The organism is Polaribacter batillariae, assembly GCF_017498485.1.
Taxonomy (GTDB): Bacteria; Bacteroidota; Bacteroidia; order Flavobacteriales; family Flavobacteriaceae; genus Polaribacter; species Polaribacter batillariae.
The window spans coordinates 85,288-109,403 of record NZ_CP071795.1; the positions used below are offsets into that span (position 1 = coordinate 85,288).

Genomic DNA, 24,116 nt, shown 5'->3' on the forward strand with positions numbered 1-24,116 from the left:
ATGAAAGAATTATTTGATACGGTTTCGAACGACTGTAGCAAGCTTGTTACAAAAAAATACAGTACTTCTTTTTCTTTGGCAGTAAATATGTTGTCTCCAAAAATTAGAACAGACATCTATAATATATATGGTTTTGTTCGTTTCGCTGACGAAATTGTAGATACTTTTCACGACTATAATAAAGAAGAATTAATGGCGCATTTCGAGCGTGATTATTATTTGGCAAAAGAACAAGGAATTAGTTTAAACCCTATCTTAAACTCTTTTCAGCAAACAGTAAAAAGATACCATATTCCAGATCATATGGTGCAAGCTTTTTTATCGAGTATGAAAGCCGATTTACATAAAACAGCATACCAAACAAAAGAAGAATACGATGCCTACATTTACGGGTCTGCAGACGTTGTTGGTTTAATGTGCCTAAAAGTTTTTGTAAATGGAGACGAAACACAATTTAACGAATTAAAAGATGCAGCAATGCGTTTAGGTTCCGCATTTCAAAAAGTAAATTTTTTAAGAGATTTAAAAGACGATTTCGAAATATTAAACCGTTCTTATTTCCCAAATATCGATTTAGGAAAATTAGACCAAGCCTCAAAACAACAAATTATAAGCGAAATTGAAGCCGATTTCGATTATGCTTTTAAAAACGGAATTCTAAAATTACCAGTAGAAGCAAAATTCGGAGTATATATGGCCTATAGATATTACAGAAGACTGTTAAAAAAGTTAAATAACGTACCTTTAGAGAAAATTATGGACACCAGAATTCGAATTTCAGACCCCATGAAAATAAATTTGCTCGCAAGAAGTTATGTAAAATATAAATTAAATATGATTTAAGATGATTTACGCTTTAATAACATTAGCCGTTTTCTTAGTAATGGAATGTGTAACTTGGCTTACACACAAGTACGTAATGCATGGTTTCGGGTGGTATTTGCACGAAGACCATCACGAGCCAGGTTACCCACATGCATTCGAAAAAAACGATGCATTTTTTATAGTTTTTGCCCTACCAAGCATGGCCTTATTTTACTTTGGAACTTATACAGAACATACCTATTTATTTTTTATTGGCTTAGGTATTTTATGTTACGGAATCGCGTATTTCTTAGTACACGATGTATTAATACACCAACGTTTTAAATGGTTTAAAAACACAAATAATAGGTACTTAAAAGCATTAAGAAAAGCACATAAAGTGCACCATAAAAACATGGGAAAAGAAGGTAGCCAATGCTTTGGAATGCTATTTGTACCACTTAAATACTTTAAAGAACAAAACCTGTTGTAACATTTTTTTGGGCGTTTTAACGGGCTTTCCGCACTCGCTTTTTATTGCCTTTAAGGGCAATAAAAGAGCTCAAACAAATGCTTCAATCCCTAACGCACTTACTTGGAGGCTGTTTTGACCCCTATAAAACAAGAGTAATCTTTTAAATTTCGATTATTAATTAAGCTGTTAATTTATTTCTTCTAATAAGGTGTTTATCTTGACTCCATTTTTCCATTGGAGTTATTCGTCCTAATAGACCATGGATCCTTCTATTATTGTAAAATTTCACGTAGCGTTTTAGTATTTGCTCTATTTCTCCAAAATATTGATAATCGAACCTTTTGAATACTTCTTTTTTTAATATTCCGTGGTATGCTTCAATATGTGCATTCTCTTCTGGAGTCGCAATGTGTGTAAATTCTTGTTGTACTCCGATTAATCCTAAATATTCACGCACTTTTTTTGCTATAAATTGACTGCCATTATCACTCCTAATAACTACATTATTGGGATAATCACAATCTTCAAACAATGCAGATAATAGCGCTATTACGTGATTTTGTTTGATATTAAAGGAAAAATAGTCTTTCAATATTCTACGTGTGTGAACGTCAATAACCGAGAGTAAATAAGCGTTTTTACCTACACTTGGTATCCAAACCATCTTTATATCCATCTCTAAACACTCCAAAGGTCTAGAAGTATAAACCTTTCTAAACTTTACAAATTTACGTCCAGAACCACTTCTATCTATCCTATTGTCAAGCTTCAACAGACCTTCTTCCTTCATAATTCTATATAGCTTTTTATGGTTTATAGTATAGCCGTCTCTATTTAAATAACTGGTCATTAATCTATAGCCACAATCTATAAATTCATCCTTTAAAACCTCTTTAATAGCTGCAACTACGTCATCCTGCAATACCAGGCCTTTAGTCTTGTGAAAGGTCTCTTTAGTTGGCTTATTTCCTTTTTTACCACCACTAGGCTTTCTATAATAGCTACTTGACACAATACCTACCATTTTGATAATCTTACTCTTGCTAATTTTATGTTTTTTATATATAGCGTCTACTAGATCTTTCTTGGATCGGACGTTCCAAACTTTTTTTTTAAAAGTTCTCGTTGCACTTCAAGTTCTATTTCTCTATCGCTTAGTAATTTTCTTAAAACACGATTTTCTTGTTCGGCTTCTTTAAGTTCTTTGCTTTTAGTGTCATAGGTAACTTTTAAACCAGCTTCACCTTTGTGCTCAAACTTTTTCCGCCAACTGTAGAAAGTACCTGTGCTTACACTGTATTTTCGGCAGGCTTCAACAATGCCGATTTCTTCTGAAACTGATAGTATTTCTAACTTCTGTGCTAATGTCCATTTCTTGTATTTCATATCTCAAATATATTTATTTGAAATTTAAAATATCACTCCGAATTAATAAGGGGCTAAAGTAGAGGCCAGTTGCTTTTCAAAAAAGAATTTTAAACCATTTCGATTAAAAATTAATCAATTTCATACTAAAATTTATACCCGTTATTATTTGAAATTACTGGAAAAAAAAATTGATGATTTATTATAATAATTTCAAATGATAAATAGTACTACTTCATATATTTCTCTCTAATTTTATCTAAACTTAAATTATGAATACTGCCTACATGAGAATGTTGTTTTCCTAAATCTGGTTTGTAAGTTCCTGCCTGTACTTGGCCACCAATTTGTTGATAAGCTTCTCTAAAACTCATGCCATCAACCACCAAATTATTTATAGAGTCTACCGTAAATAAATACTGATATTTCTCGTCATTCAAATCGATATCTTTTACAATAACTTGCTGTATGGCATAATTAAAAATGTCTAAAATATCTTTTACGTCTTCAAAAGCATTAATAATGTTTTCTTTCAATAATTGAAAATCTCTGTGATAACCTGTTGGCAAATTGTTGGTAATTAGCACCATTTCTGTATGCAAAGCCTGAATTTTATTGCATTTTCCACGAATCAATTCAAACACATCAGGATTTTTCTTGTGAGGCATAATGCTACTTCCAGTAGTCAATTCATCAGGAAACGTGATAAATCCAAAATTCTGACTCATATACAAACAAACATCCATTGCAAAACGAGCCATGGTATTACACAATCCGCCCAAAACAGAAGCAATAGAACGTTCGCTTTTTCCTCTGCTTAATTGAGCAGCCACTACGTTGTATTTTAAGGTTGCAAAATCCAATTCTTTGGTGGTTAATTCTCTGTCAATAGGAAAGGAGCTACCATAACCAGCAGCAGAACCTAAAGGATTTTGATCTACCACTTTAGCAACTGCGTTTAGCATATACACATCGTCGATTAACAATTCTGCATAGGCAGAAAACCACAATCCGAATGATGATGGCATAGCCACTTGTAAATGTGTATAACCTGGTAAAAGACTGTCTTTATGCGTTTCTGCAAGATTTAATAAGGTATCAAACAATGTTTTTACTTTGTCATTTACAATGGTTAAATTTTCTTTATAATACAACTGTAAAGCCACTAAAACTTGATCGTTTCTAGAACGTGCAGTATGAATTTTTTTACCAACCTCACCTAATTTGTTGGTCAATTCCCACTCAATTTTAGAATGTACATCTTCAAAAGATTCTTCAATTACAAAGGTTTCGTTTTCGATATCTGTGGCTAATTCTTGCAATCCTTTCTTTAAGTCGGTTAATTCATCAGCAGTAATAATTCCAATAGATGCTAACATTGTAGCGTGCGCTAACGAAGCTTGTACATCATATTTTGCAATATATATGTCAATTTCTCTATCATTACCCACTGTAAAAAGTTCTATTTTTTTATCTATTGAAAATCCTTTATCCCAAAGTTTCATATTTTTATTATTTTAGAATGTCATTTCGAGCGTAACGAAGTGGAGCCAAAAAATCTTACGAATTAAATTCAAATTTATATTCAAGATTTCTCCACAAGGTCGAAATGACATTTAAGTTTATTTTTTAATTTTTAGTTGTTATTAATTTGTTATTATTTTTTCCTGCAAGGTTTTTTTTTAACCTTTTATAAATACCTACAAGGTTTTAAAAACCTTGCAGGAGCAATACTAATCATTTATAATGTCATTTTGAGCGTAACGAAGTGGAGTCGAAAAATCTTACGAATCAAATTCAAATTTATATTCAAGATTTCTCCACAAGGTCGAAATGACATTCTTTTGTCATTCCGAGTGAAACCATAGCGAAATCGAGGAATCTTTGCATTGTAAGATTTCTCCACAAGGTCGAAAAGACATTTTAAGTTTATTTTTTAATTTTTAGTTGTTATTAATTCGTTGTTATTTTTTCCTGCAAGGTTTTTTTTTGACCTTTTATAAATACCTACAAGGTTTTAAAAACCTTGCAGGAGCAATACTAATCATTTATAATGTCATTTTGAGCGTAACGAAGTGGAGCCGAAAAATCTTACGAATCAAATCCGAATTTATATTCAAGATTTCTCCACAAGGTCGAAATGACATTCTTTTGTCATTCCGAGTGAAGCCATAGCGAAATCGAGGAATCTTTGCATTGTAAGATTTCTCCACAAGGTCGAAAAGACATTTTAAGTTTATTTTTTAATTTTTAGTTGTTATTAATTTGTTGTTATTTTTTCCTGCAAGGTTTTTTTTTGACCTTGTATAAATACCTACAAGGTTTTAAAAACCTTGCAGGAGCAATACTAATCATTTAGAATGTCATTTTGAGCGTAACGAAGTGGAGCCGAAAAATCTTACGAATCAAATTCAAATTGATATTCAGGATTTCTCCACAAGGTCGAAATGACATTTAAGTTTATTTTTTAATTTTTAGTTGTTATTAATTTGTTATTATTTTTTCCTGCAAGGTTTTTTTTAACCTTTTATAAATACCTACAAGGTTTTAAAAACCTTGCAGGAGCAATACTAATCATTTATAATGTCATTTTGAGCGTAACGAAGTGGAGCCGAAAAATCTTACGAATTAAATTCAAATTTATATTCAAGATTTCTCCACAAGGTCGAAATGACATTTAAGTTTATTTTTTAATTTTTAGTTGTTATTAATTTGTTATTATTTTTTCCTGCAAGGTTTTTTTTTTTAACCTTTTATAAATACCTACAAGGTTTTAAAAACCTTGCAGGAGCAATACTAATCATTTATAATGTCATTTTGAGCGTAACGAAGTGGAGTCGAAAAATCTTACGAATCAAATTCAAATTGATATTCAGGATTTCTCCACAAGGTCGAAAAGACATTTTAAGTTTATTTTTTAATTTTTAATTGTTATTAATTCGTTGTTATTTTTTCCTGCAAGGTCTTTTTTTAACCTTTTATAAATACCTACAAGGTTTTAAAAACCTTGTAGGAGTTTTATTAATCATTTATAATGTCATTTTGAGCGTAACGAAGTGGAGCCGAAAAATCTTACGAATCAAATCCGAATTTATATTCAAGATTTCTCCACAAGGTCGAAATGACATTTAAGTTTATTTTTTAATTTTTAGTTGTTATTAATTTGTTATTATTTTTTCCTGCAAGGTTTTTTTTTTAACCTTTTATAAATACCTACAAGGTTTTAAAAACCTTGCAGGAGCAATACTAATCATTTATAATGTCATTTTGAGCGTAACGAAGTGGAGTCGAAAAATCTTACGAATCAAATTCAAATTTATATTTAAGATTTCTCCACAAGGTCGAAATGACATTTTACTGATACCTACAAGGTTTTAAAAACCTTGCAGGAAAAGAGTTTTTTTAAACAATTACCCGATTTAACAATTCAATATAAATCTGAATTCCTTCTTCAATTTCTGAAATATAAATAAATTCATCAGCAGAATGAGAACGTGTACTATCTCCAGGCCCTAATTTTAAAGACTGGCAAGTTAACACAGATTGATCGGATAATGTTGGTGAACCATAGGTTTTTCTTCCCATCGTAATTCCTGCTTTCACTAAATCGTGTTCTGTTGATATTGACGATGAATTTAAGCGTAAACTTCTTGGTGTTATTTTTGTGCAAGGAGATTTTTTTTCTAAAATCGCTGCAATTTCTTTGTTAGAATAAGCGTCATTTACACGAACATCAATTACCAAATCTACATGTGCAGGAACCACATTGTGTTGCGAACCTGCTTTAATTTGTGTAACCGTCATTTTAACGTCACCCAAAGCTTTCGAAGTTTTTTCGAACTTAAAATCTTTAAACCATTGTAAAACTTCAATCGAATTATAAATAGCATTATTGTTATTTGGATGCGCTGCATGACTTGGAGTACCTTCTACAACAGCATCAAAAACCACCAAACCTTTTTCTGCAATTGCTAAATTCATCAAGGTTGGTTCGCCAACAATTGCCACATCAATATGCGGAATTATAGAAAGCATGCTATTTAATCCATTTGAGCCACTACTTTCTTCTTCTGCAGAAGCCACAATTACCAAATTGTATTTTAAATCTTTTTGCTGATAAAAATGCGTAAAAGTTGCTATTAAGGAAACCAAACATCCACCAGCATCATTAGAACCTAAACCGTATAATTTATCGTCTTTAACAAAAGCTTTAAAAGGGTTGTTCGTGTAAGCAGAATTTGGTTTTACAGTATCGTGATGTGAGTTTAAAAGTAAAGTCGGTTTGCTTTTATCGAAATATTTATTGGTTGCCCAAACATTGTTTTTTGTTCTTTTAAAAGGAATATTATTGGTTTTAAACCAATTTTCAATCAAAAGAGCGGTTTTATCTTCTTCGGATGAAAAAGATGGGGTTTCAATTAAATTTTTTAAAAGTGAAATTGCTTTTTCTGTTAATTGTTGAATTTTCATTTTTATAAAGTAATTGTGGTAAAGTTATTATTTTCTTTTGTAAACATAGCAGTGTTTCCTATATGTACTTTTTTTACACCGTTTTTTAAAGCATCAAAGCAATTGTCTATTTTAGGAATCATTCCATCTACAATAATTTTTTCTTCTAAAAGTTGTTGGTATTGTTTAGAATTAATGTTTTTAATTACAGATTCTTTATCGTTAAAATCTTGTAAAACACCATTCAATTCAAAACAATAATAAATAGATGTTTCGTACAAATTACTCATTCCTACTGCAATGCTGCTTGCGATTGTATCTGCATTTGTGTTTAATAATTGTCCGTTTTTATCGTGAGTAATGGCACAAAAAACGGGGGTAAAATCTGCCTGAATTAATTTATTAATATTGGCATGATTTACTTTTTTTACATCTCCTACAAAACCAAAATCAATTTCTTTAACAGGTCTTTTTTCTGATTGAATACTGTTGATGTCTGCACCTGTTAAACCAATGGCATTTGTGTTGAAAGCTTGTAGTTTTGCAACCACATTTTTGTTGACTAAACCACCATAAACCATGGTAATTACTTCTAAAGTATCTTTATCGGTAATTCTTCTACCATTTACCATTTTAGATGCTATGCCTAATTTTGATGCAATACTTGTAGCACGTTTTCCACCTCCGTGAACTAATATTTTCTTTCCTTTTAGATTAGAAAATAGTTTTAGAAACGCATTTAAAGAAGTTTCGTCTTCTATAATGTTTCCACCTATTTTTATGATTGATAGTTTTTCCATTTAAGCTGAACTTGTTTCAGTTTCTTTTTGTCCAGACCTCACAGGTTTTAAAAACCTGTGAGGTCTTTGAGTAATTATATTTACCTTTTGTAACAAGGGGTTTAACAAGGGGTTTAAACCCCTTGCTTTAAAATTTTTTTCAAAACCAATTGCGCTGCAAAAGTTCTGTTATTTGATTGTTCTATGACCAAAGAATTTTCTCCATCTAAAACTTCATCAGCAACCACAACATTTCTTCTAACAGGCAAACAATGCATAAATTTTGCGTCTCCAATTTTTTTATTGGTAATCGTCCAATCTAAATCAGTTTTTAAGACTTTTCCATAATCTTCGTAAGAACTCCAGTTTTTTGCATACACGAAATCTGCATTTTTTAAAGCATCTTCTTGGTTATGATAAATAGGCGTGTTTTTTGTGATTTCTGGATTTAAATTATAACCTTTTGGATTTGTAATTACAAATTCAACATTCATTTTTTGCATTGTTTGCACAAAGCTATTTCCAACAGCATGGGGCAATGCTTTAATATGTGGTGCCCAAGTTAAAACGACTTTTGGTTTTTTCTTTGTTGCATTTTCTGAAATGGTAATTGCATCTGTAAAACCCTGAAGTGGGTGACCAGTAGCACTCTCCATATTTACAATGGGCACAGATGCAAATTTTAAGAAAGATTTTAAAACGACTTCGTTTTCGTCTTTTTCTTTATCTGTTAAAGTAGCAAAAGCTCTTATGGCAATTACATCGCAATATTGAGAAACCACAGCTGCTGCTTCTTTAATATGCTCTGCAGTAGAACCATTCATAAGAGTTCCATCGCCAAACTCAATTCCCCAAGCATCTCCAGAGACATTCATTACAATCGGATTCATTCCTAAATTCAATGCCGCTTTTTGTGTGCTTAAACGCGTTCTTAAACTCGAATTAAAGAATAATAAACCTAATGTTTTGTTTTCTCCTAATTTAATATCTTTTAGTGGATTTTTCTTTATTGCTTTGGCCTCTTCAATCCAAGAATTAATATTGTCGATATCGTTTATATGTGTGTAATTTTTCATATTTCAAAAATAGGTCTCGACTGCGCTCGACCAGACATAAAGCTGTCTCCTCGAGCGCAGTCGAGAGGTTTTAGTTCGCTATTGATTCAACTCACTTTTTAAGGCAGTAAAAAAAACATCAATATGTTTTTTATTGACTGTTAAAGAAGGTAAAATTCGAATTAAATTAGGGTTCTTAGCACTTCCAGTAAATATTTTATGATTGTAAATTAGGTTTTTACGTAATTCTGCAATTGGGAAATCAAACTCTAAACCTAACATTAATCCTCTTCCTTTTAAATTTTTCAATTGAGGAATTTCCTTCGATTTTTCAATAAAATAGGTTGAAATTTCTTTTACATTTTCCATTAATTTTTCTTCTTTAATGACATCTAAAACCGTTAAAGTGGCAGCACAAGCTAAGTGATTTCCACCAAAAGTAGTTCCTAGCAAACCAAAAGATGCTTTAATAGAAGGATGAATTAAAATTCCGCCCACAGGAAAACCATTTCCCATTCCTTTGGCAATCGAAATAATATCTGGAGTTACATTAAATTTTTGAAAAGCAAAAAAATCACCAGTTCTACCAAAACCAGACTGTACTTCATCTGCAATAAAACACGTATTGTATTTTTTACATAATTTATCAGCAGTTTCATAAAATTCAGCAGTGCTTTCGTCCAAACCTCCAACTCCTTGTATAAACTCCACAATAACGGCACAAACATTGTTTTTTGCCAATGCTTTTTCCAAACCAGCTAAATTGCCTAATGCTAAAATTTCGACTTCTTGTTGTGCGTTTATTGGTGCAATAATTTTAGGGTTATCTGTCGCAGCAACCGCAGCAGAAGTTCTTCCGTGAAAACTGTTTTTAAAAGCAACAACTTTCTTTTTATCGGTATGAAAAGAAGCTAATTTTAATGCGTTTTCATTGGCTTCTGCACCAGAATTACACATAAATAGTTCATAACTTTTACAACCAGAGATTTCTTCTAATTTATTTGCCAATTCTACTTGTAACGGATTTTGAATAGAATTGCTATAAAAACCCATTTTTGCAACTTGATTACTAATATTTTTCACATATTTAGGATGCGAATGTCCAATAGAAATTACTGCATGACCACCGTATAAATCTAAATATTCCGTATTATTTTCATCATAAACATACACGTTTTTTGCCTTTACAGGCGTGATGTCGAATAATGGATATACATTAAATAAACTCATAATATATTTTTTTTACAAGGGATTTAAACCCCTTGTTAAATCTGTTCCTTTTTAATATTGCTAATTTTATTAAACGAAGCCACCATTCCTTGAATTAACGAAGAACTTAAACCTTTGTGCTCCATTTCGTTTAAACCTTCAATAGTGCAACCCATGGGTGTTGTAACTCTGTCGATTTCTTCTTCAGGATGATTTCCATTTGTTATTAGCAAATTTGCAGCGCCTTCACTGGTAAACATTGCCAATTCTTGTGCTTCTTTTGCGTCGAAACCTAACTGTATTGCAGCTTGAGTTGTGGCGCGAATTAAACGCATCCAAAAAGCGATTCCGCTTGCACAAACCACAGTGGCTGCTTGCATTTGAGATTCTGGAATTGCCAAAGAATGCCCTAATCTGTTAAAAATGGCTTCTGCCAATTGAATTCTTTTGGCTCCTTGTTTGTTGCTACATAAGCAAGTCATCGATTTTCCAACGGCTATTGCTGTGTTTGGCATGGCTCTAATAATAAATTTATCTGCGCCCACTTTTTCTTCAATTTTAGGAATTAAAAAACCTGTAATTGTAGAAATTAACACATGTTTTTCGGTTAAAATCGGTTTTATATCATCCAAAATTTGTTCGAAATGAGCGGGTTGTACTGCAAATATTAAAATATCAGAATTTTTTACGGCTTCTAGGTTATCTGTCGTTAAGAATACATTTTTGTAGCCTTCGAATTCTGCAATTTCGTCTAAATTTCTTTTGGTTAAGTACAAAGAGGTAATTGCGTTGTTGGTAATTAACCCTTTTGCTATAGATTTTCCTAAATTTCCTGTTCCTATAATTGCTATTTTCATTTTTCTTTATTTATCCTGCAAGACCTTCAAGACCTTGTAGGTGTTTAGATGATATCTACAAGGTTTTTAAAACCTTGCAGGAGTTTAAAAATAATTTGCTTTTAAATTAATTCCTGTTGTTTCTTCAAAACCAAATAGTATATTTAGATTCTGAATTGCCTGACCAGAAGCTCCTTTTAATAAATTATCTATTGTACTTGTAATTAATAATTTATGGTTATGTTTTGTTAAATGAATTAAACATTTGTTGGTGTTTACGACTTGTTTCATGTGAATTTCATCATCAGAAACAAATGTAAAAGCGGCATCTTTGTAAAATGTTTTATAGATTTTTTTTGCATCCTCTACACTGCCATCATATTTTGTATAGACAGTTGCAAATATTCCTCTAGAAAAATTTCCTCTATTTGGAATAAAAATAACATCGTTATTATAATCGTTTTGTAATTGATGTATCGTTTGATTTATTTCACCCAAATGCTGATGTGTAAATGCTTTATAGTGAGAAAAATTATTATCTCTAAATGTAAAATGCGTGGTTGCAGATAATGAAGTTCCTGCACCAGTTGCACCAGTTACAGCGTTTATATGAATGTCTTTTTCTAACAATTTGTTTGCTGCTAATGGTAAAATTGCCAATTGCAAGGCAGTAGCAAAACAACCAGGATTGGCAATATATTTTGCAGATTTTATGGCTTCTTTTTGCAATTCTGGTAAACCATATACAAATTCTTTTCCTTCGAAATTTTTATTTTCAGTTAACCTAAAATCGTTACTTAAATCGATGATTTTTGTATGGGCTGAAAACGAATTTTTTTCTAAAAATGCTTTTGAATTTCCATGCCCTAAACACAAGAATAATACATCTACATTTTTATTAATTTCCGAAGAAAAAACAATTTTGGTGCTTCCAATTAAATCTTGATGCACTTTATATAATTTGTTCCCAGCATTAGAGGTACTATACACAAAATTGATATTCGTTTCTGGGTGATTCAACAATAACCTTATTAATTCACCAGCTGTATAACCTGCGCCACCGATAATTCCTACTTCTAATTTTTTCATTTTAAAAAGTTTTTTAATCGTGTAATTGTTTAATCGTGTAATTGGCAGAAATAAAACTCACATTTACACGATTAAACAATTAAACAGTTACACGTTTTTATTTATTTGTTGATAAATCTTGTTTTGATTTCCTAAAATTTTGATAAATCCTTTTGCATCATCGGCTGTCCATGCTTTATTTTCTTCACCATAAGTACTAAATTTACTGGACATTAAATCGTGGTTAGAAACAATACCATCTAAAGTAAAATAATATGGTTTTAAGGTAACTACGACATCTCCGGAAACCATTTTTTGAGAACTTTGTAAAAAGGCTTCAATATCTCTCATTACAGGATCTAAATATTGCCCTTCATGCAAATGCATTCCATAAAAACTAGACAAATATTCTTTGTGCTGTAATTGCCATTTTGTAAGTGTGTGTTTCTCTAACAAATGATGCGCTTTTATTGTAATTAACGCAGCAGCAGCTTCAAAACCAACTCTTCCTTTGGTGCCAACAATGGTGTCGCCCACATGAATATCTCTACCAATTGCATATGTAGAGGCAATTTCGTTTAGGTTTTCAATATTTATTTCTGGTTTATTTTCTTTACCATTTAAGGCTACGAATTCTCCATTTTTAAAAGTGAGTGTTACTTTTTCTTCTCCTTTTTTTTCTAATAGAGAAGGATATGCTTCGTTTGGTAACGGTTTTTCGGATTTTAAAGTTTCAACGCCACCAACGCTTGTTCCCCAAAGACCTTTGTTTACAGAATATTTCGATTTTTCCCAAGGCATATCAATTCCTTCTGACTTTAAATAATCTATTTCTTCTTGTCTGGTTAATTTTTGATCTCTAATGGGTGTAATAATTTTAATATTTGGAGCCAATGTTTGAAAAATCATATCAAAACGAACTTGGTCGTTTCCTGCGCCAGTACTTCCATGCGCAATATATGTGGCTCCGATTTTTTTTGCGTATTCTATAATTTCTATTGCTTGAATAATTCTTTCGGCACTTACAGAAAGCGGATATGTACTATTTTTTAATACGTTTCCAAAAATTAAATATTTTACAACTTTACCATAAAATGTTGCAACAGCATCGATATTTTTATAGGTTGTAACGCCCATTTTATAAGCATTACTTTCTATATTTTTAATTTCTTCTTGTGTAAAACCACCTGTATTTACGCTTACTGCATGTACATCGTATTCTTTTGACAAGCTTACTGCGCAATAAGAAGTGTCTAAACCACCACTGTATGCAATTACCAATTTTCCTTTATTATTTGACATTTTTATCTTTTTTTAGAAACAAGTTTTGTTTTATTTTTTTTAATCTTTTAAATACATTTTCTTTAACCTCTTTTGGTTTTTCGGTATTTTTTAATTTTGGGTCGTACAACATTCCTGTACACAAACACATTTTTTGTTCTGTTCTTGTTAAAATATCGTAATTCTTACAAGTTTGGCAACCTTTCCAAAAAGATTGATCGTCTGTAAGTTCCGAAAAAGTAACGGGTTTGTAACCCAAATCGCTATTTAGTTTCATCACGGCTAAACCAGTAGTAATACTAAATATTTTAGAGTTCGGAAATTTTGCTCTCGAATGCTCAAAAACTACTTTTTTTATTTTTTTAGCCAAACCAATATTTCTAAAATCTGGATGTACAATTAAACCAGAATTGGCAACGAATTTTCCATGTTCCCAAGCTTCTATATAACAGAAGCCTGCAAATTTGTCGCCCTCTAAAGCAATAACTGCATTGCCATTTTCCATTTTGGTAATAATGTATTCTGGCTTACGTTTGGCAATTCCTGTTCCTCTAACTTGAGCAGCAAGTTCTATAGTTTCGCAGATAATTTCTGCGTAAATGCTATGAGATTTGTTTGCAATTACAATTTGCATTGTATTGTTATTTTTGATACTGAAAATAAATTCAGCAGTAGGTTAAATGTATTTGTTTTGTTGCTTTGAAATGCAGAATTGGACTCACCTAATTCCATAATTTTTTACACACCCAAAGGGCGAGGTGAAAAAAAGCGGCGCACAATACTCCTCTTATTAGAAGTAATAATTGGGTTTTGTTTGCTGTTGATGTTTGTTGTGTGAGTGTAATACATGATAAAAAATAAAAATTATAGGTTTCCTTTTTTTGCTAAATTTTAGAATTAGCGAATTTGATTGCGAAAGCGCAATCTGGGAACCGTAATATTTGTTTTATTTTTTGAAGTAAACATGGTGTAAAAGTATATTATTTTTTGTTTTAATGGTTATAAAAGAAGGTTTTTTATTAATTTTTATCAATCTGATAAAAAAAGAAGTTTATAATTATTGAATTTTTACAAAAAGTAACTTTTTGGTGATTCATTTTATAGATGTAGTGGTTGGTTTAATGAAAGAAATCTACAAAAACAACTTCATTTTTATTAAAAACTACAATTCAGCATAAAAAAAATACAGTTGGGTACTTTTTCATTTAAAAAAGGGACATTGCATTGCATCTTTGCATCATCAAAAATAATAAATGCTAAATTTATTTTAGTTCTTAAAAACAAATATGATGAAATTTTTAATTCCGATTTTAGTCGCAACAATGTTATCAACTACGAATTTGTTAGTAGCTCAAAACACAAAAACAATTACTGTAACAGTTGTAAATGCAACTTCAGATACTGGTAAAATAGGCTATGCATTATATACTAAAGACAATTTTATGGGAGAACCAATTCAGGGAAAAAGAGAAAAAATTGTAAACGGAAAAAGCACCGTTGTTTTCGAAAATGTTGTACCAGGAGTATATGCAGTAGTTTGCTACCATGATAAAAATAACAATAAAAAAATGGATTTTTCTGACAATGGAATGCCTTTAGAAGATTATGGAGCTTCTAATAATGTGATGGCTTTTGCACCTCCAAGTTTTAAAAATGCAAAATTTATGTTGAAAGACAAAGATTTAAAATTAGAAATTAAATTTTAGTAAATTACGCTAAAATAGCATAAGAACTTATTCGATATAAAATATGCAAGACCAAGAAGTTTACACCATAAGAAGCATTAAAAAAGGAGCCATACTTTGTTTAAAAATAACCATAATTTTTGGAATCTTGTTTGGTGTAATTTTTGGGCAAAGATCTATAGAAGGTATTGCTTGGTCTTTTGTAATCTCTGGAATGTATTCTTTTGGTATTGGTTTTGGAAATGGGTTTATTAACAATTATTTATCCTCTAAATGGAGCTGGATTACCCAAACCAACCAACGTGTTTGGGCAGGCATAATTGCCACCCTTTTATATACGGTTCCTGTTGTTTTATTAATTGATTATGTGGTTTTTATCATTATAAATAATAACGATGCTGCGAACTTTTTTAAAGGTCAGTTTTTGTGGGTGCACTTATTTTACATTATTCTTTCTTTAGGAATTTCTACATTTTTACATGCAAGAGGATTTATGCAGAACTGGAAAGCTGCAATGACAAAAGAAACCACCAAGCAAGAAATTGTTGCAAAAACAGAAACTGCGAAGTTCGAATCTTTAAAAAATCAATTAGATCCGCATTTTTTATTTAATAGTTTAAATGTTTTAACGAGTTTAATTAGCGAAAACCCGCATCAAGCTGAAAAATTTACTACAAAACTTTCTAAAGTTTACAGGTATGTTTTGGAGCAAAGAAATAAAGATTTAGTGTCTATTGAAGAAGAATTAAAGTTTGCAAAAACATATATGGAATTGTTAGGAATGCGTTTTGAAGATGCTGTAAAATTTAACATACCAGATAAAATTAACAATAACGAGCTAAAAATAGTGCCATTATCATTACAACTTTTATTAGAAAATGCAGTAAAACACAATGTGGTTTCTACCTCTAAACCATTAACCGTTACTATTTATCAAGAAGGTAATTATTTAATTATAGAAAACAACATTAATGCGAAAGAAGCCATAGGAAAAAGTACCAAAGTAGGATTGCAAAATATTGCAGATCGTTATGGGTTGATTACACAAAAAAGTGTAAAAATAGAAAACAATAGTAAAACATTTAAGGTAAGTTTACCTCTCTTAATTAAAATAAACAATACCATGTATCCAGATAATTTAGAAAACAGTAAATATGTTAGAGCAGTAGAAAGAGTCGAAAAGTTGAAAGAATTTTATCAAAATTTAGCCTCTTTTTGTTTGGTAATTCCTTTTTTAATTTTCATTAATTTAAAGTTTTCTGCAGGCTTTCATTGGTTTTGGTTTCCGATTTTTGGATGGGGAATAGGGTTGATATTTCATTTTTTAGATGTAAATAATTACACTGTTTTCTTAGGGAAAAACTGGGAAGAAAAAAAGATTAAAGAAATGATGAAAAAAAATAACAACAGTAAATACAATTAAAATGAAGCCAAATTTTTGGGAAGAACAACAATATATAAAAGCAAAAAAAAGAGTAAAAGACATCAAGGCTTTTTACACACACCTTGCCGTTTATTGTGTGATTATTCCAACAATTATTTTTGTAAATTTAACATTCGAACCGCATTTTCATTGGTTTTGGTTCTCTTTAATAGGCTGGGGTTTAGGGCTTTTTTGCCACTGGTTTAATGTTTTTGGAATTAGATTTTTAGGTTTAGAAAAAAACTGGGAAGAGCGAAAAATTAAAGAATTTATGAATGAAAAAAATGACTAAAATGGAACATAATTATATAGAAGAACAAGAATACATCAAAGCCAAAAAAAAGGTAAAAGAAATAAAAGGTTTCTATATGCATTTGGTTGTAATGGTATTTGCATTACCCATAATTATTACGGCGAACTTATTATTTGTACCACATTTCTATTTTTTTTGGCTGGCAGCATTCGGAATGTTGTTTTCGGTAGCTATCCATTGGTTGCAAGTGTTTGGATTTTCTAAGTTAGGTTTAGGAAACGACTGGGAAGAAAATAAAATTAAACAAATAATGAAAGAAAATGGAAAGAATAGATAATCTTAAAAGTAATTTTACAGAAGAACATAAATACTTGTTGGCAAAGAAAAGAGTAGAAAAAATAAAAGGATTTTATGTCCATTTAGCCGTTTACATTATTGTAAATATATTTATCAGCGCTATTATTATTTACGGATTGGCAAGCGATAGTAATGGAGAATACGGTTTTAAAGGAGCAATTACTCATTTTGGAACCTATTCTACTTGGTTATTTTGGGGAATAGGACTGTTTTTTCATTGGCTGGGCGTTTTTGGTACCAATTTATTTTTCGGAAAAGATTGGGAGAAAAAGAAGATTGAAAAATATATGAATGATCATCAATTTTAATTATTAACAGTATTGGGTAGAGAGTATTAAGTAGAGAGTATTAAGTAGAGAGTATTAAGTAGAGAGAGAGTATAAAGTTCTAGAGTTAATTTTAAATAAACATCCATAAAACCATTAACCAAAACCAAACTAATGAATGTACTAATTATCGAAGACGAAAAACCAGCTGCAAGAAGACTCAACAGAATGTTAGTCGCTTTAGGTATTAAAGTACAGCAAATGTTGCATTCTGTGGAAGAGTCTTTAAATTGGCTGCAAAATAACGAGCATCCAGATTTAATTTTTTTAGACATTCAATTATCAGACGGATTGTCGTTTGAAATTTTTGAAGAAATCGAAGTAAAATCGGCCATCATTTTTACCACTGCTTACGACGAATATGCACTAAAAGCCTTCAAACTAAATAGCATCGATTATTTGCTAAAACCATTAGACGAAGACGAATTAAAAATTGCCGTAGATAAATTTAAATCAAACAGACCCACAAAAACCGAGGTTCAAGTAAATTTAGATGACATTCGAAAACTATTGATAAATCCGGTTGATAGAAAATTTAAAAAACGAATTTCCATTAAGGTTGGGCAACATATAAAAATTATTAGTATCGATCAAGTTGATTGTTTTTACAGCGAAAACAAAGCAACTTATATTTATACTTCAGAAAACAGAAGCTATTTGTTAGACCACTCTTTAGAACATTGGCAAGAACAATTAGATCCAGAGCAATTCTTTAGAGTTAACCGAACATTTATCGTTCATATAAATGCTATAAAAGACATTATTGCCTATTCAAACTCACGCCTAAAATTAATTTTAAATTCTTACAACAAAAACGAAATTATTGTAAGTAGAGAACGTGTAAAAGATTTTAAAAATTGGATAGACTAACTATTAGTTTTAAAGTTAAAAAGGAAAAGCGTCTGTTACTTCGAGTGTTTTTCTGAAGGATGAAGAAAAAAGTATCGAGAAGTCTTTTGCAACACAACTCACTTACACATAACTACAACATTTTCCATTTCTCCAACTCTCCAACGTAAAATAATTGAACCTCCAGCATCTATTGAGCATTCAAACTCACGCCTAAAATTAATTTTAATTCTTACTACAAAAACGGAATTATTATAAGCAATGTAGGTGTAAAAGATTTTAAAAATTAGATAAACCAACTTTTTAAGTTTAGAAAACCTATATGAGTTAAGAATAATTTGAATTGAAAACATTAACTTAAACGATTACCTCTATTTTTGATTAAAAGCCTAAAAATCATGGCTTTTCATTTATTAAATCAATAAAAATTCAAATAAAACATGTCAGATAAAATACAATATAGTGCAAAAAAAATAACAAATTTTAAAAAAATTATCAAACAAGAATTAAAAGCAACAGAAGAAGAACTCTCTAAGTTTGAAGCAAATTTAAAAGAACAAAAACAACGTTTGGCAAATGCCAATGTAGATTTTAATCAAACCAGTAAACACTCGCAACAACAAGCAAAAAACAAACAACTTAAAAATCGTTTAAAAGAAAAATCGAGAGAACTAAAATCTGCTTTACAACGAATTGAAAATAAAGTTTATGGAGTTTGTGAGAAAACAGGACAATTAATTAGAGAAGAAAGGTTGTTAGCAAAACCTACTGCACGTTTTGATATTTTACCAAAAGAAGATTAAATTTATCTTCGAATAAATTTAAACAAACCAATAAAATAATTTCCTAACAATTAAACTTTACTTATTTTTATGCTTTGTAATCTGATTTTTATTTCAGATATTTTGTAAAATATTTCTAAAAATATTTAAATGAGTAAAAAAGAAGAATTCTTCGAATACATAAACAAAGGTTACCAAACCAAAGGCGATTTTATTACTCTAGGCGCAGCAATGTTGGGCGAAGAAACCATTACAGATGCGTTGGTTAAAATTCCTTTAAAAACCTTAAACAGGCATGGCTTAATTGCTGGTGCAACAGGTACAGGAAAAACAAAAACATTACAAGTTTTAGCCGAAAATTTATCTGAAAAAGGCATTCCTGTATTGTTAATGGACATTAAAGGAGATTTGTCTGGTTTGGCACAACCAAGTCCTGGACACCCAAAAATAGACGAACGCCATGCAAAAATTGGTTTTCCTTTTAAAGCTAAAAAGTTTCCTATAGAAATTTTAACAATTTCGGAACAAGAAGGAACAAAAATGCGAGCAACAGTATCTGAATTTGGGCCAGTTTTATTATCAAGAATTTTAGACTTAACAGAAACTCAAAGTGGTATTGTTGCCATTATTTTTAAATATTGCGACGATCATAAACTGCCGTTATTAGACATCAAAGACTTTAAAAAAGTTTTGCATTATGTTACCAACGAAGGTAAAGAAGAAATTCAAGCAGAATATGGGCGAATTTCCTCCTCATCTACAGGCGCAATTTTACGTAAAATTATAGAAATCGAACAACAAGGAGGCGATTTATTCTTTGGAGAAAAATCTTTCGAAGTAGAAGATTTAACAAGAGTAGATGAAAACGGAAGAGGAATAATTTCTGTATTGCGTTTAACAGATATACAAGACAAACCCAAATTGTTTTCGACCTTTATGTTGCAATTGTTGGCAGAGGTTTACGAAACTTTTCCAGAACAAGGAGATTCTGGCAGACCCGAGTTAATTATTTTTATAGACGAAGCACATTTGGTTTTCGAAGAAGCCTCTAAAGCTTTGCTAAATCAAATAGAAAGTATCGTAAAACTAATCCGTTCTAAAGGCATTGGATTGTATTTCGTAACCCAAAACCCAAAAGATGTTCCAGAAGATATTTTGGCACAATTAGGGTTAAAAATACAACATGCACTAAGAGCTTTTACAGCAAAAGACAGAAAAGCAATTAAATTAGCTGCAGAAAATTACCCAAGTTCTACTTATTACGATACCAAAGAAGTATTAACTAAATTAGGTATTGGAGAAGCATTCGTTTCCGTTTTAAATGAAAAAGGAATTCCGACACCTTTGGCAAGAACCATGTTGCGTGCACCAATGAGCAGAATGGATATTTTAACAGACAAAGAATTAAAGCAAGTAATCGATAATTCTCGACTCATTTATAAATACAACCAAGATTTAGACAGAGAAAGTGCTTACGAAATGCTAAACACGAAGATAGAAAACATTAATTTAGCAGAAGAAAAAGCCATTAAAAAGGCCGCAGAAGAAAAAGAAAGAGAAAAAAGAGAAGCAGAAAGAAAAAAAGAAGAAAAAGCGAGCAAAAGAACTTATTCTCGAAGAAGTACAAGACAAAACCCAATAGTAAAAGTACTAACAAGCGCTACTTTTATTAGAGCCGCATTTGGCATATTAAAAAAAGTATTAAAATAACAAAACCAAAAAAATAACGTTATATAAACGTAAAAAATATTCAGCATGACTAAAAACAAACTCTCAACCATCGTACTTATTTTAGTTTCCATATGTATTATTAGCTGTAGTGGAGGCGATAAATTTAAAATCGAAAAAGGCAAAGTAGGCTATATTACCTCAAAAACAACCATTAAAGATTTAGACAATCTTTTTAAAAACGATTCTATTGTTAAAAATTTAAGCGAAGGAGCTTTGGGCGACGATTATTTTCAGGATGATGACGAGTATTTAATTTTCGAAAAAGGAGGAAATCACATTTTAACAGTCGTACCAAAAGAACAACTAGACTCTGTTTCTACCATAAAAAGTGTCGAAATTCACGATTCTCGATTCAAAACAGAATCTGGCATTAATTTAAACTCAAGTTTTGCAGAAATTAACAGCAATAATAACATCAACAGAATAGAATCTACCATTTCTTCTGCCACTTTATTTATAGACGATTACAACATTACAATTGCGATAGATAAAGAAGAATTAGGTTTAAAAAACTTTAGCACACAAAAAGTAAGCTTAGAACAAATACCAGATTTAGCAAAAATAAAATCTTTAATTGTTTGGTTTAATTAGGGCAAATTACGCAAAAAAGCGTAACCGCGCTTTACGTTATATCTTTTTTATACGTTGCTGCTAATTTTAAGAGTTCTTCTGTGTAAAGGAGAATTGTTTTTATGCACAAACAACACCCGTTTTAACATAAAAAAGGATGCCACTGCAATCGCTTTTGCAAAATGTTACCCAGTATGAAAAAAAAAAGACGATTTTACTGTTTTTTATACAAATACCATTTATTGCAATAATTTTAAATCATAAATATATTAGGTTGCTAAAGAATTAAAATGAGAATTAATTTTTATGAAAAATTACAAAATTCAAAAATCGCCATTTGTAGTTCCAACAACAGATGGCAAATTAATAGAAGAACATTTTGGAAATGCGACCGATAAAAATTCTCAACTAAGCATTGCACATATGGTGGCACCTTCTGGTTGGAGCGAACCCTTTCAAACACCAGAATTCGATGAATATACTTACATTATTAAAGGAAAAAAGCAATTTATCATAGAGAATGAAACCGTGATTTTAGAAGCAGGGCAATCCATTAAAATCAACAAAAACACACGAGTGCAATATTCCAATCCTTTCGATAAAGAATGCGAATATTTGGCCATTTGTTTGCCTGCATTTTCTATGGATTTGGTAAATAGAGAAGTAGAGTAGGTGTGTTAAAATAACCCAAAGGCTTCAAAATTTACGATTTGTAAAGGCAATAAAAACAAAGAAGAAAACATTCTGTTATCAACGGATTAAAATTTCTTATGTTAAAAAGTAATAGAGTTCATTTTAAATTCGATTATTGCACTTTTGTTTTATAAAAAACAATAAATTGCAATAAAAAAATCAATGTCAAATATCATCGCTCCCAAAATTATAAGACAAGTGTTTGTCTTGCTTCTAATTTTATTTATAGGAATTCTTATTTTTAAAGAAATGATGCCTTATTTATCAGGTGTTTTAGGAGCAATTACCATTTATGTATTATTAAGAAAATGGATGGTTTTTTTGGTACGAAAAAAATGGCATCCAGATTTGGCAGCTGCATTTTTAATGGTTGTTTCTTTTGTATGCATTTTGTTACCAGTTACAGGAATCGTTTTAATGTTAGGTAATAAAATAGGAGATGCCGTAAGTAATTCCGAACAAGTAATGCAGGTAATTAAAGATCAATTTGATAAAATTGAAAATAGATTTGGCTACGATTTAGGCTCTAAAATTAATGTTTCTGAAGTATCGAGTTTTGTAACCAATAATTTAGAAGGTGTTGCAGGAAGTACTTTTAACATTTTTATATCGGTAGCAATCATGTATTTCTTACTATATTACATGTTTACCAATAGAGCTCAATTAAGAGATTCTTTGTATCAATACATACCAATTAGCGAGAAAAATTTAAAAATAATAGGTACAGAATCTCAAGCAATGGTACGTTCGAATGCCATAGTAATTCCATTAGTAGCTATTGCACAAGGAATTATCGCGTTAATTGGGTTTTTAATATTCGGTATTAGCGATCCGTTCTTTTGGTTTATTATTGTAACCGTAGGTTCTATGATTCCGTTTATAGGAACTTTAATAGGAATACTTCCCGTATTTATTTTAACAATGGCTTCTGGAAACGAGGCTTCTGCTTGGGGAATTTTAATTTACGGTTTAGTAGTTGTGGGTTCTACAGATAATGTTATAAGATTGTTTTTACTAAGAAAATTAGACAATGTGCACCCATTAATTACTTTAATAGGGGTAATTGTTGGGGTTCCGTTATTTGGCTTTATCGGGCTTATTTTTGGTCCCTTACTAATTAGTTTATTTTTAGTAATTGTAAGAATTTATAGAAAAGAATTTGGGCAACAACAAACTTCAGAAACCTCGAGTTTATAAACGAGTCTTTTTATTGTTTTTAGCTAAAACAGATGCTTTAAAAGTTTCTAGCTTTTTATTTTTTTTCTTATTGATGTAATGTCTTAAAACACCACCTTTTACACTGTTTACATCAAACTCTACAATAAAAGCTTGTGCATCTATATCGTGTATTAAGCGATACATTTTTTTAATATCGATTCTATTTATAATAGAATGTATAATTTCGAAATCTTCTGCTTCTCCTTTGCTGCCAAAGCCAGATGCTCCTTTATAAACCGTTAAACCAGTTCCTAATTCTTCTAAAATTGCGATTTTAATTAAATCGTTTTCTTTTGAAATAATGGTAACTCCAATAAAATCTTCGAAACCTTCGATAACTGTATCTGTAACTTTAGACGCAATAATATAGGTTAAAATGGAGTAGAGAGCAACTTCAGTAGAAATAACAAACGCAGTTATACTAAATAAAATGATGTTAAAAACGAGTATTATTTTTCCAATACTAATGCCAAATTTATCATTTAAATATACTCCAAGAATTTCTGAACCATCTAAAACAGAACCATTTCTAATGGCGATTCCAATTCCAGAACCTACTAACAATCCGCCAAAAATAGAGATTAATAATTTATCGTCTGTTACTGTTTGAAAATTTTCAAAATGAATAAAAAGTGCCAAACCCAAAATGCTAATAATAGATTTTACGACAATTCTTTTTGAAACTGTAAAATAACCAAGAATTAAAAAAGGAATACTAAAAAGAACTAATAAAATAGACATGCTAATATCTACCTGTGTTTTTACAAGAATGGCAATTCCTGTAACACCACCATCTAAAAAACCATTAGGCAATAGAAATGTTTTTAAACCAACACTGGCAAGAACAATTCCAATAAAAATTTGAACATATTCGTAAAAATAATCTACAATTTTGTTTTTTGCCATTG

The 24,116-nt window shown here is 30.7% G+C and carries 26 protein-coding genes; 13 read left to right on the forward strand and 13 right to left on the reverse strand.

The window, feature by feature from the left end; translation table 11 throughout:
• Positions 1 to 843, forward strand: coding sequence for a phytoene/squalene synthase family protein (locus JL193_RS00360; protein ID WP_207971958.1), 843 nt, complete (start codon positions 1 to 3; stop codon positions 841 to 843).
• A gap of 1 nt (position 844) precedes the next feature.
• Complete coding sequence (locus JL193_RS00365) at positions 845 to 1,297, forward strand: sterol desaturase family protein (protein WP_207971959.1); 453 nt, start codon at positions 845 to 847, stop codon at positions 1,295 to 1,297.
• 160 nt (positions 1,298 to 1,457) lie between these two features.
• On the opposite strand, the gene JL193_RS00370 is transcribed toward JL193_RS00365, so the two are convergent.
• The 11 genes from JL193_RS00370 to JL193_RS00420 form a co-directional block, all read right to left on the reverse strand.
• A complete protein-coding gene (locus JL193_RS00370; RefSeq protein WP_207973345.1) occupies positions 1,458 to 2,345 on the reverse strand; it encodes an IS3 family transposase in 888 nt (295 codons plus the stop codon).
• An 8-nt stretch (positions 2,346 to 2,353) separates the two neighbouring features.
• Positions 2,354 to 2,665, reverse strand: coding sequence for a transposase (locus tag JL193_RS00375; RefSeq protein WP_207970461.1), 312 nt, complete (start codon positions 2,663 to 2,665; stop codon positions 2,354 to 2,356).
• A 209-nt stretch (positions 2,666 to 2,874) separates the two neighbouring features.
• Positions 2,875 to 4,149 carry an argininosuccinate lyase gene (argH, locus tag JL193_RS00380; protein WP_207971960.1) on the reverse strand — a complete coding sequence of 425 codons (1,275 nt, stop codon included), beginning with the start codon at positions 4,147 to 4,149 and terminating at the stop codon, positions 2,875 to 2,877.
• A gap of 1,897 nt (positions 4,150 to 6,046) precedes the next feature.
• Positions 6,047 to 7,114 (reverse strand): M20 family metallo-hydrolase, encoded by a 1,068-nt coding sequence (locus JL193_RS00385; RefSeq protein WP_207971961.1) that lies wholly within the window; start codon positions 7,112 to 7,114, stop codon positions 6,047 to 6,049.
• Positions 7,115 to 7,116: 2 nt separating this feature from the next.
• Positions 7,117 to 7,893 (reverse strand): acetylglutamate kinase, encoded by a 777-nt coding sequence (gene argB / locus JL193_RS00390; protein WP_207971962.1) that lies wholly within the window; start codon positions 7,891 to 7,893, stop codon positions 7,117 to 7,119.
• A gap of 113 nt (positions 7,894 to 8,006) precedes the next feature.
• A complete protein-coding gene (locus tag JL193_RS00395; RefSeq protein WP_207971963.1) occupies positions 8,007 to 8,948 on the reverse strand; it encodes a Rossmann-fold NAD(P)-binding domain-containing protein in 942 nt (313 codons plus the stop codon).
• 78 nt (positions 8,949 to 9,026) lie between these two features.
• Positions 9,027 to 10,157, reverse strand: a complete 1,131-nt coding sequence (locus JL193_RS00400) for an aspartate aminotransferase family protein (protein ID WP_207971964.1) — start codon at positions 10,155 to 10,157, stop codon at positions 9,027 to 9,029.
• Between the two features lie 35 nt (positions 10,158 to 10,192).
• Complete coding sequence (gene proC, locus JL193_RS00405) at positions 10,193 to 10,993, reverse strand: pyrroline-5-carboxylate reductase (protein WP_207971965.1); 801 nt, start codon at positions 10,991 to 10,993, stop codon at positions 10,193 to 10,195.
• Between the two features lie 84 nt (positions 10,994 to 11,077).
• Positions 11,078 to 12,061 (reverse strand): N-acetyl-gamma-glutamyl-phosphate reductase, encoded by a 984-nt coding sequence (gene argC, locus JL193_RS00410; RefSeq protein ID WP_207971966.1) that lies wholly within the window; start codon positions 12,059 to 12,061, stop codon positions 11,078 to 11,080.
• Positions 12,062 to 12,148: 87 nt separating this feature from the next.
• Positions 12,149 to 13,342: an argininosuccinate synthase gene (locus tag JL193_RS00415; protein ID WP_207971967.1), complete on the reverse strand. Its 1,194-nt coding sequence runs from the start codon at positions 13,340 to 13,342 to the stop codon at positions 12,149 to 12,151.
• On the reverse strand, positions 13,332 to 13,955 hold the full coding sequence (locus JL193_RS00420; RefSeq protein WP_207971968.1) for a GNAT family N-acetyltransferase: 624 nt from the start codon (positions 13,953 to 13,955) through the stop codon (positions 13,332 to 13,334). Before JL193_RS00420 ends, JL193_RS00415 begins: the two co-directional genes overlap by 11 nt.
• Before the next feature lie 652 nt (positions 13,956 to 14,607).
• On the opposite strand from JL193_RS00420, the gene JL193_RS00425 reads away from it, so the two are divergent.
• The 6 genes from JL193_RS00425 to JL193_RS00450 all read left to right on the forward strand — a co-directional run bounded on the left by JL193_RS00425 (position 14,608) and on the right by JL193_RS00450 (position 18,235).
• Positions 14,608 to 15,027: a DUF2141 domain-containing protein gene (locus tag JL193_RS00425; protein ID WP_243456799.1), complete on the forward strand. Its 420-nt coding sequence runs from the start codon at positions 14,608 to 14,610 to the stop codon at positions 15,025 to 15,027.
• A 43-nt stretch (positions 15,028 to 15,070) separates the two neighbouring features.
• Positions 15,071 to 16,429 (forward strand): 2TM domain-containing protein, encoded by a 1,359-nt coding sequence (locus JL193_RS00430; RefSeq protein WP_207971969.1) that lies wholly within the window; start codon positions 15,071 to 15,073, stop codon positions 16,427 to 16,429.
• 1 nt (position 16,430) lies between these two features.
• The gene (locus tag JL193_RS00435) at positions 16,431 to 16,721 is read left to right on the forward strand and encodes a 2TM domain-containing protein (RefSeq protein WP_207971970.1); all 291 of its coding nucleotides are present in this window, start codon (positions 16,431 to 16,433) and stop codon (positions 16,719 to 16,721) included.
• A 1-nt stretch (position 16,722) separates the two neighbouring features.
• Positions 16,723 to 17,019, forward strand: coding sequence for a 2TM domain-containing protein (locus JL193_RS00440; RefSeq protein ID WP_207971971.1), 297 nt, complete (start codon positions 16,723 to 16,725; stop codon positions 17,017 to 17,019).
• Positions 17,003 to 17,347 carry a 2TM domain-containing protein gene (locus JL193_RS00445; RefSeq protein WP_207971972.1) on the forward strand — a complete coding sequence of 115 codons (345 nt, stop codon included), beginning with the start codon at positions 17,003 to 17,005 and terminating at the stop codon, positions 17,345 to 17,347. Before JL193_RS00440 ends, JL193_RS00445 begins: the two co-directional genes overlap by 17 nt.
• A gap of 132 nt (positions 17,348 to 17,479) precedes the next feature.
• The gene (locus tag JL193_RS00450; RefSeq protein WP_207971973.1) at positions 17,480 to 18,235 is read left to right on the forward strand and encodes a LytR/AlgR family response regulator transcription factor; all 756 of its coding nucleotides are present in this window, start codon (positions 17,480 to 17,482) and stop codon (positions 18,233 to 18,235) included.
• Positions 18,236 to 18,333: 98 nt separating this feature from the next.
• Here JL193_RS00450 and JL193_RS00455 read toward each other — a convergent pair whose 3' ends face one another.
• On the reverse strand, positions 18,334 to 18,513 hold the full coding sequence (locus JL193_RS00455; RefSeq protein ID WP_207971974.1) for a hypothetical protein: 180 nt from the start codon (positions 18,511 to 18,513) through the stop codon (positions 18,334 to 18,336).
• Positions 18,514 to 18,654: 141 nt separating this feature from the next.
• Between JL193_RS00455 and JL193_RS00460 the strand changes: the two genes are divergently transcribed.
• The 5 genes from JL193_RS00460 (at position 18,655) to JL193_RS00480 (ending at position 23,187) form a co-directional block, all read left to right on the forward strand.
• A complete protein-coding gene (locus JL193_RS00460) occupies positions 18,655 to 19,017 on the forward strand; it encodes a TraR/DksA family transcriptional regulator (protein WP_207971975.1) in 363 nt (120 codons plus the stop codon).
• Positions 19,018 to 19,146: 129 nt separating this feature from the next.
• Complete coding sequence (locus JL193_RS00465) at positions 19,147 to 20,706, forward strand: helicase HerA-like domain-containing protein (protein WP_207971976.1); 1,560 nt, start codon at positions 19,147 to 19,149, stop codon at positions 20,704 to 20,706.
• A 45-nt stretch (positions 20,707 to 20,751) separates the two neighbouring features.
• Positions 20,752 to 21,318, forward strand: coding sequence for a hypothetical protein (locus JL193_RS00470; RefSeq protein WP_207971977.1), 567 nt, complete (start codon positions 20,752 to 20,754; stop codon positions 21,316 to 21,318).
• Between the two features lie 285 nt (positions 21,319 to 21,603).
• A complete protein-coding gene (locus tag JL193_RS00475; RefSeq protein ID WP_207971978.1) occupies positions 21,604 to 21,969 on the forward strand; it encodes a cupin domain-containing protein in 366 nt (121 codons plus the stop codon).
• A gap of 183 nt (positions 21,970 to 22,152) precedes the next feature.
• Positions 22,153 to 23,187, forward strand: a complete 1,035-nt coding sequence (locus tag JL193_RS00480) for an AI-2E family transporter (protein ID WP_207971979.1) — start codon at positions 22,153 to 22,155, stop codon at positions 23,185 to 23,187.
• Here the strand turns inward: JL193_RS00480 and JL193_RS00485 are convergent.
• Entirely contained in the window at positions 23,182 to 24,114 is a 933-nt protein-coding gene (locus JL193_RS00485) for a YitT family protein (protein ID WP_207971980.1), read from the reverse strand. The two genes, JL193_RS00480 and JL193_RS00485, sit on opposite strands and share 6 nt — an antisense overlap.
• Positions 24,115 to 24,116: the final 2 nt, after the last annotated feature.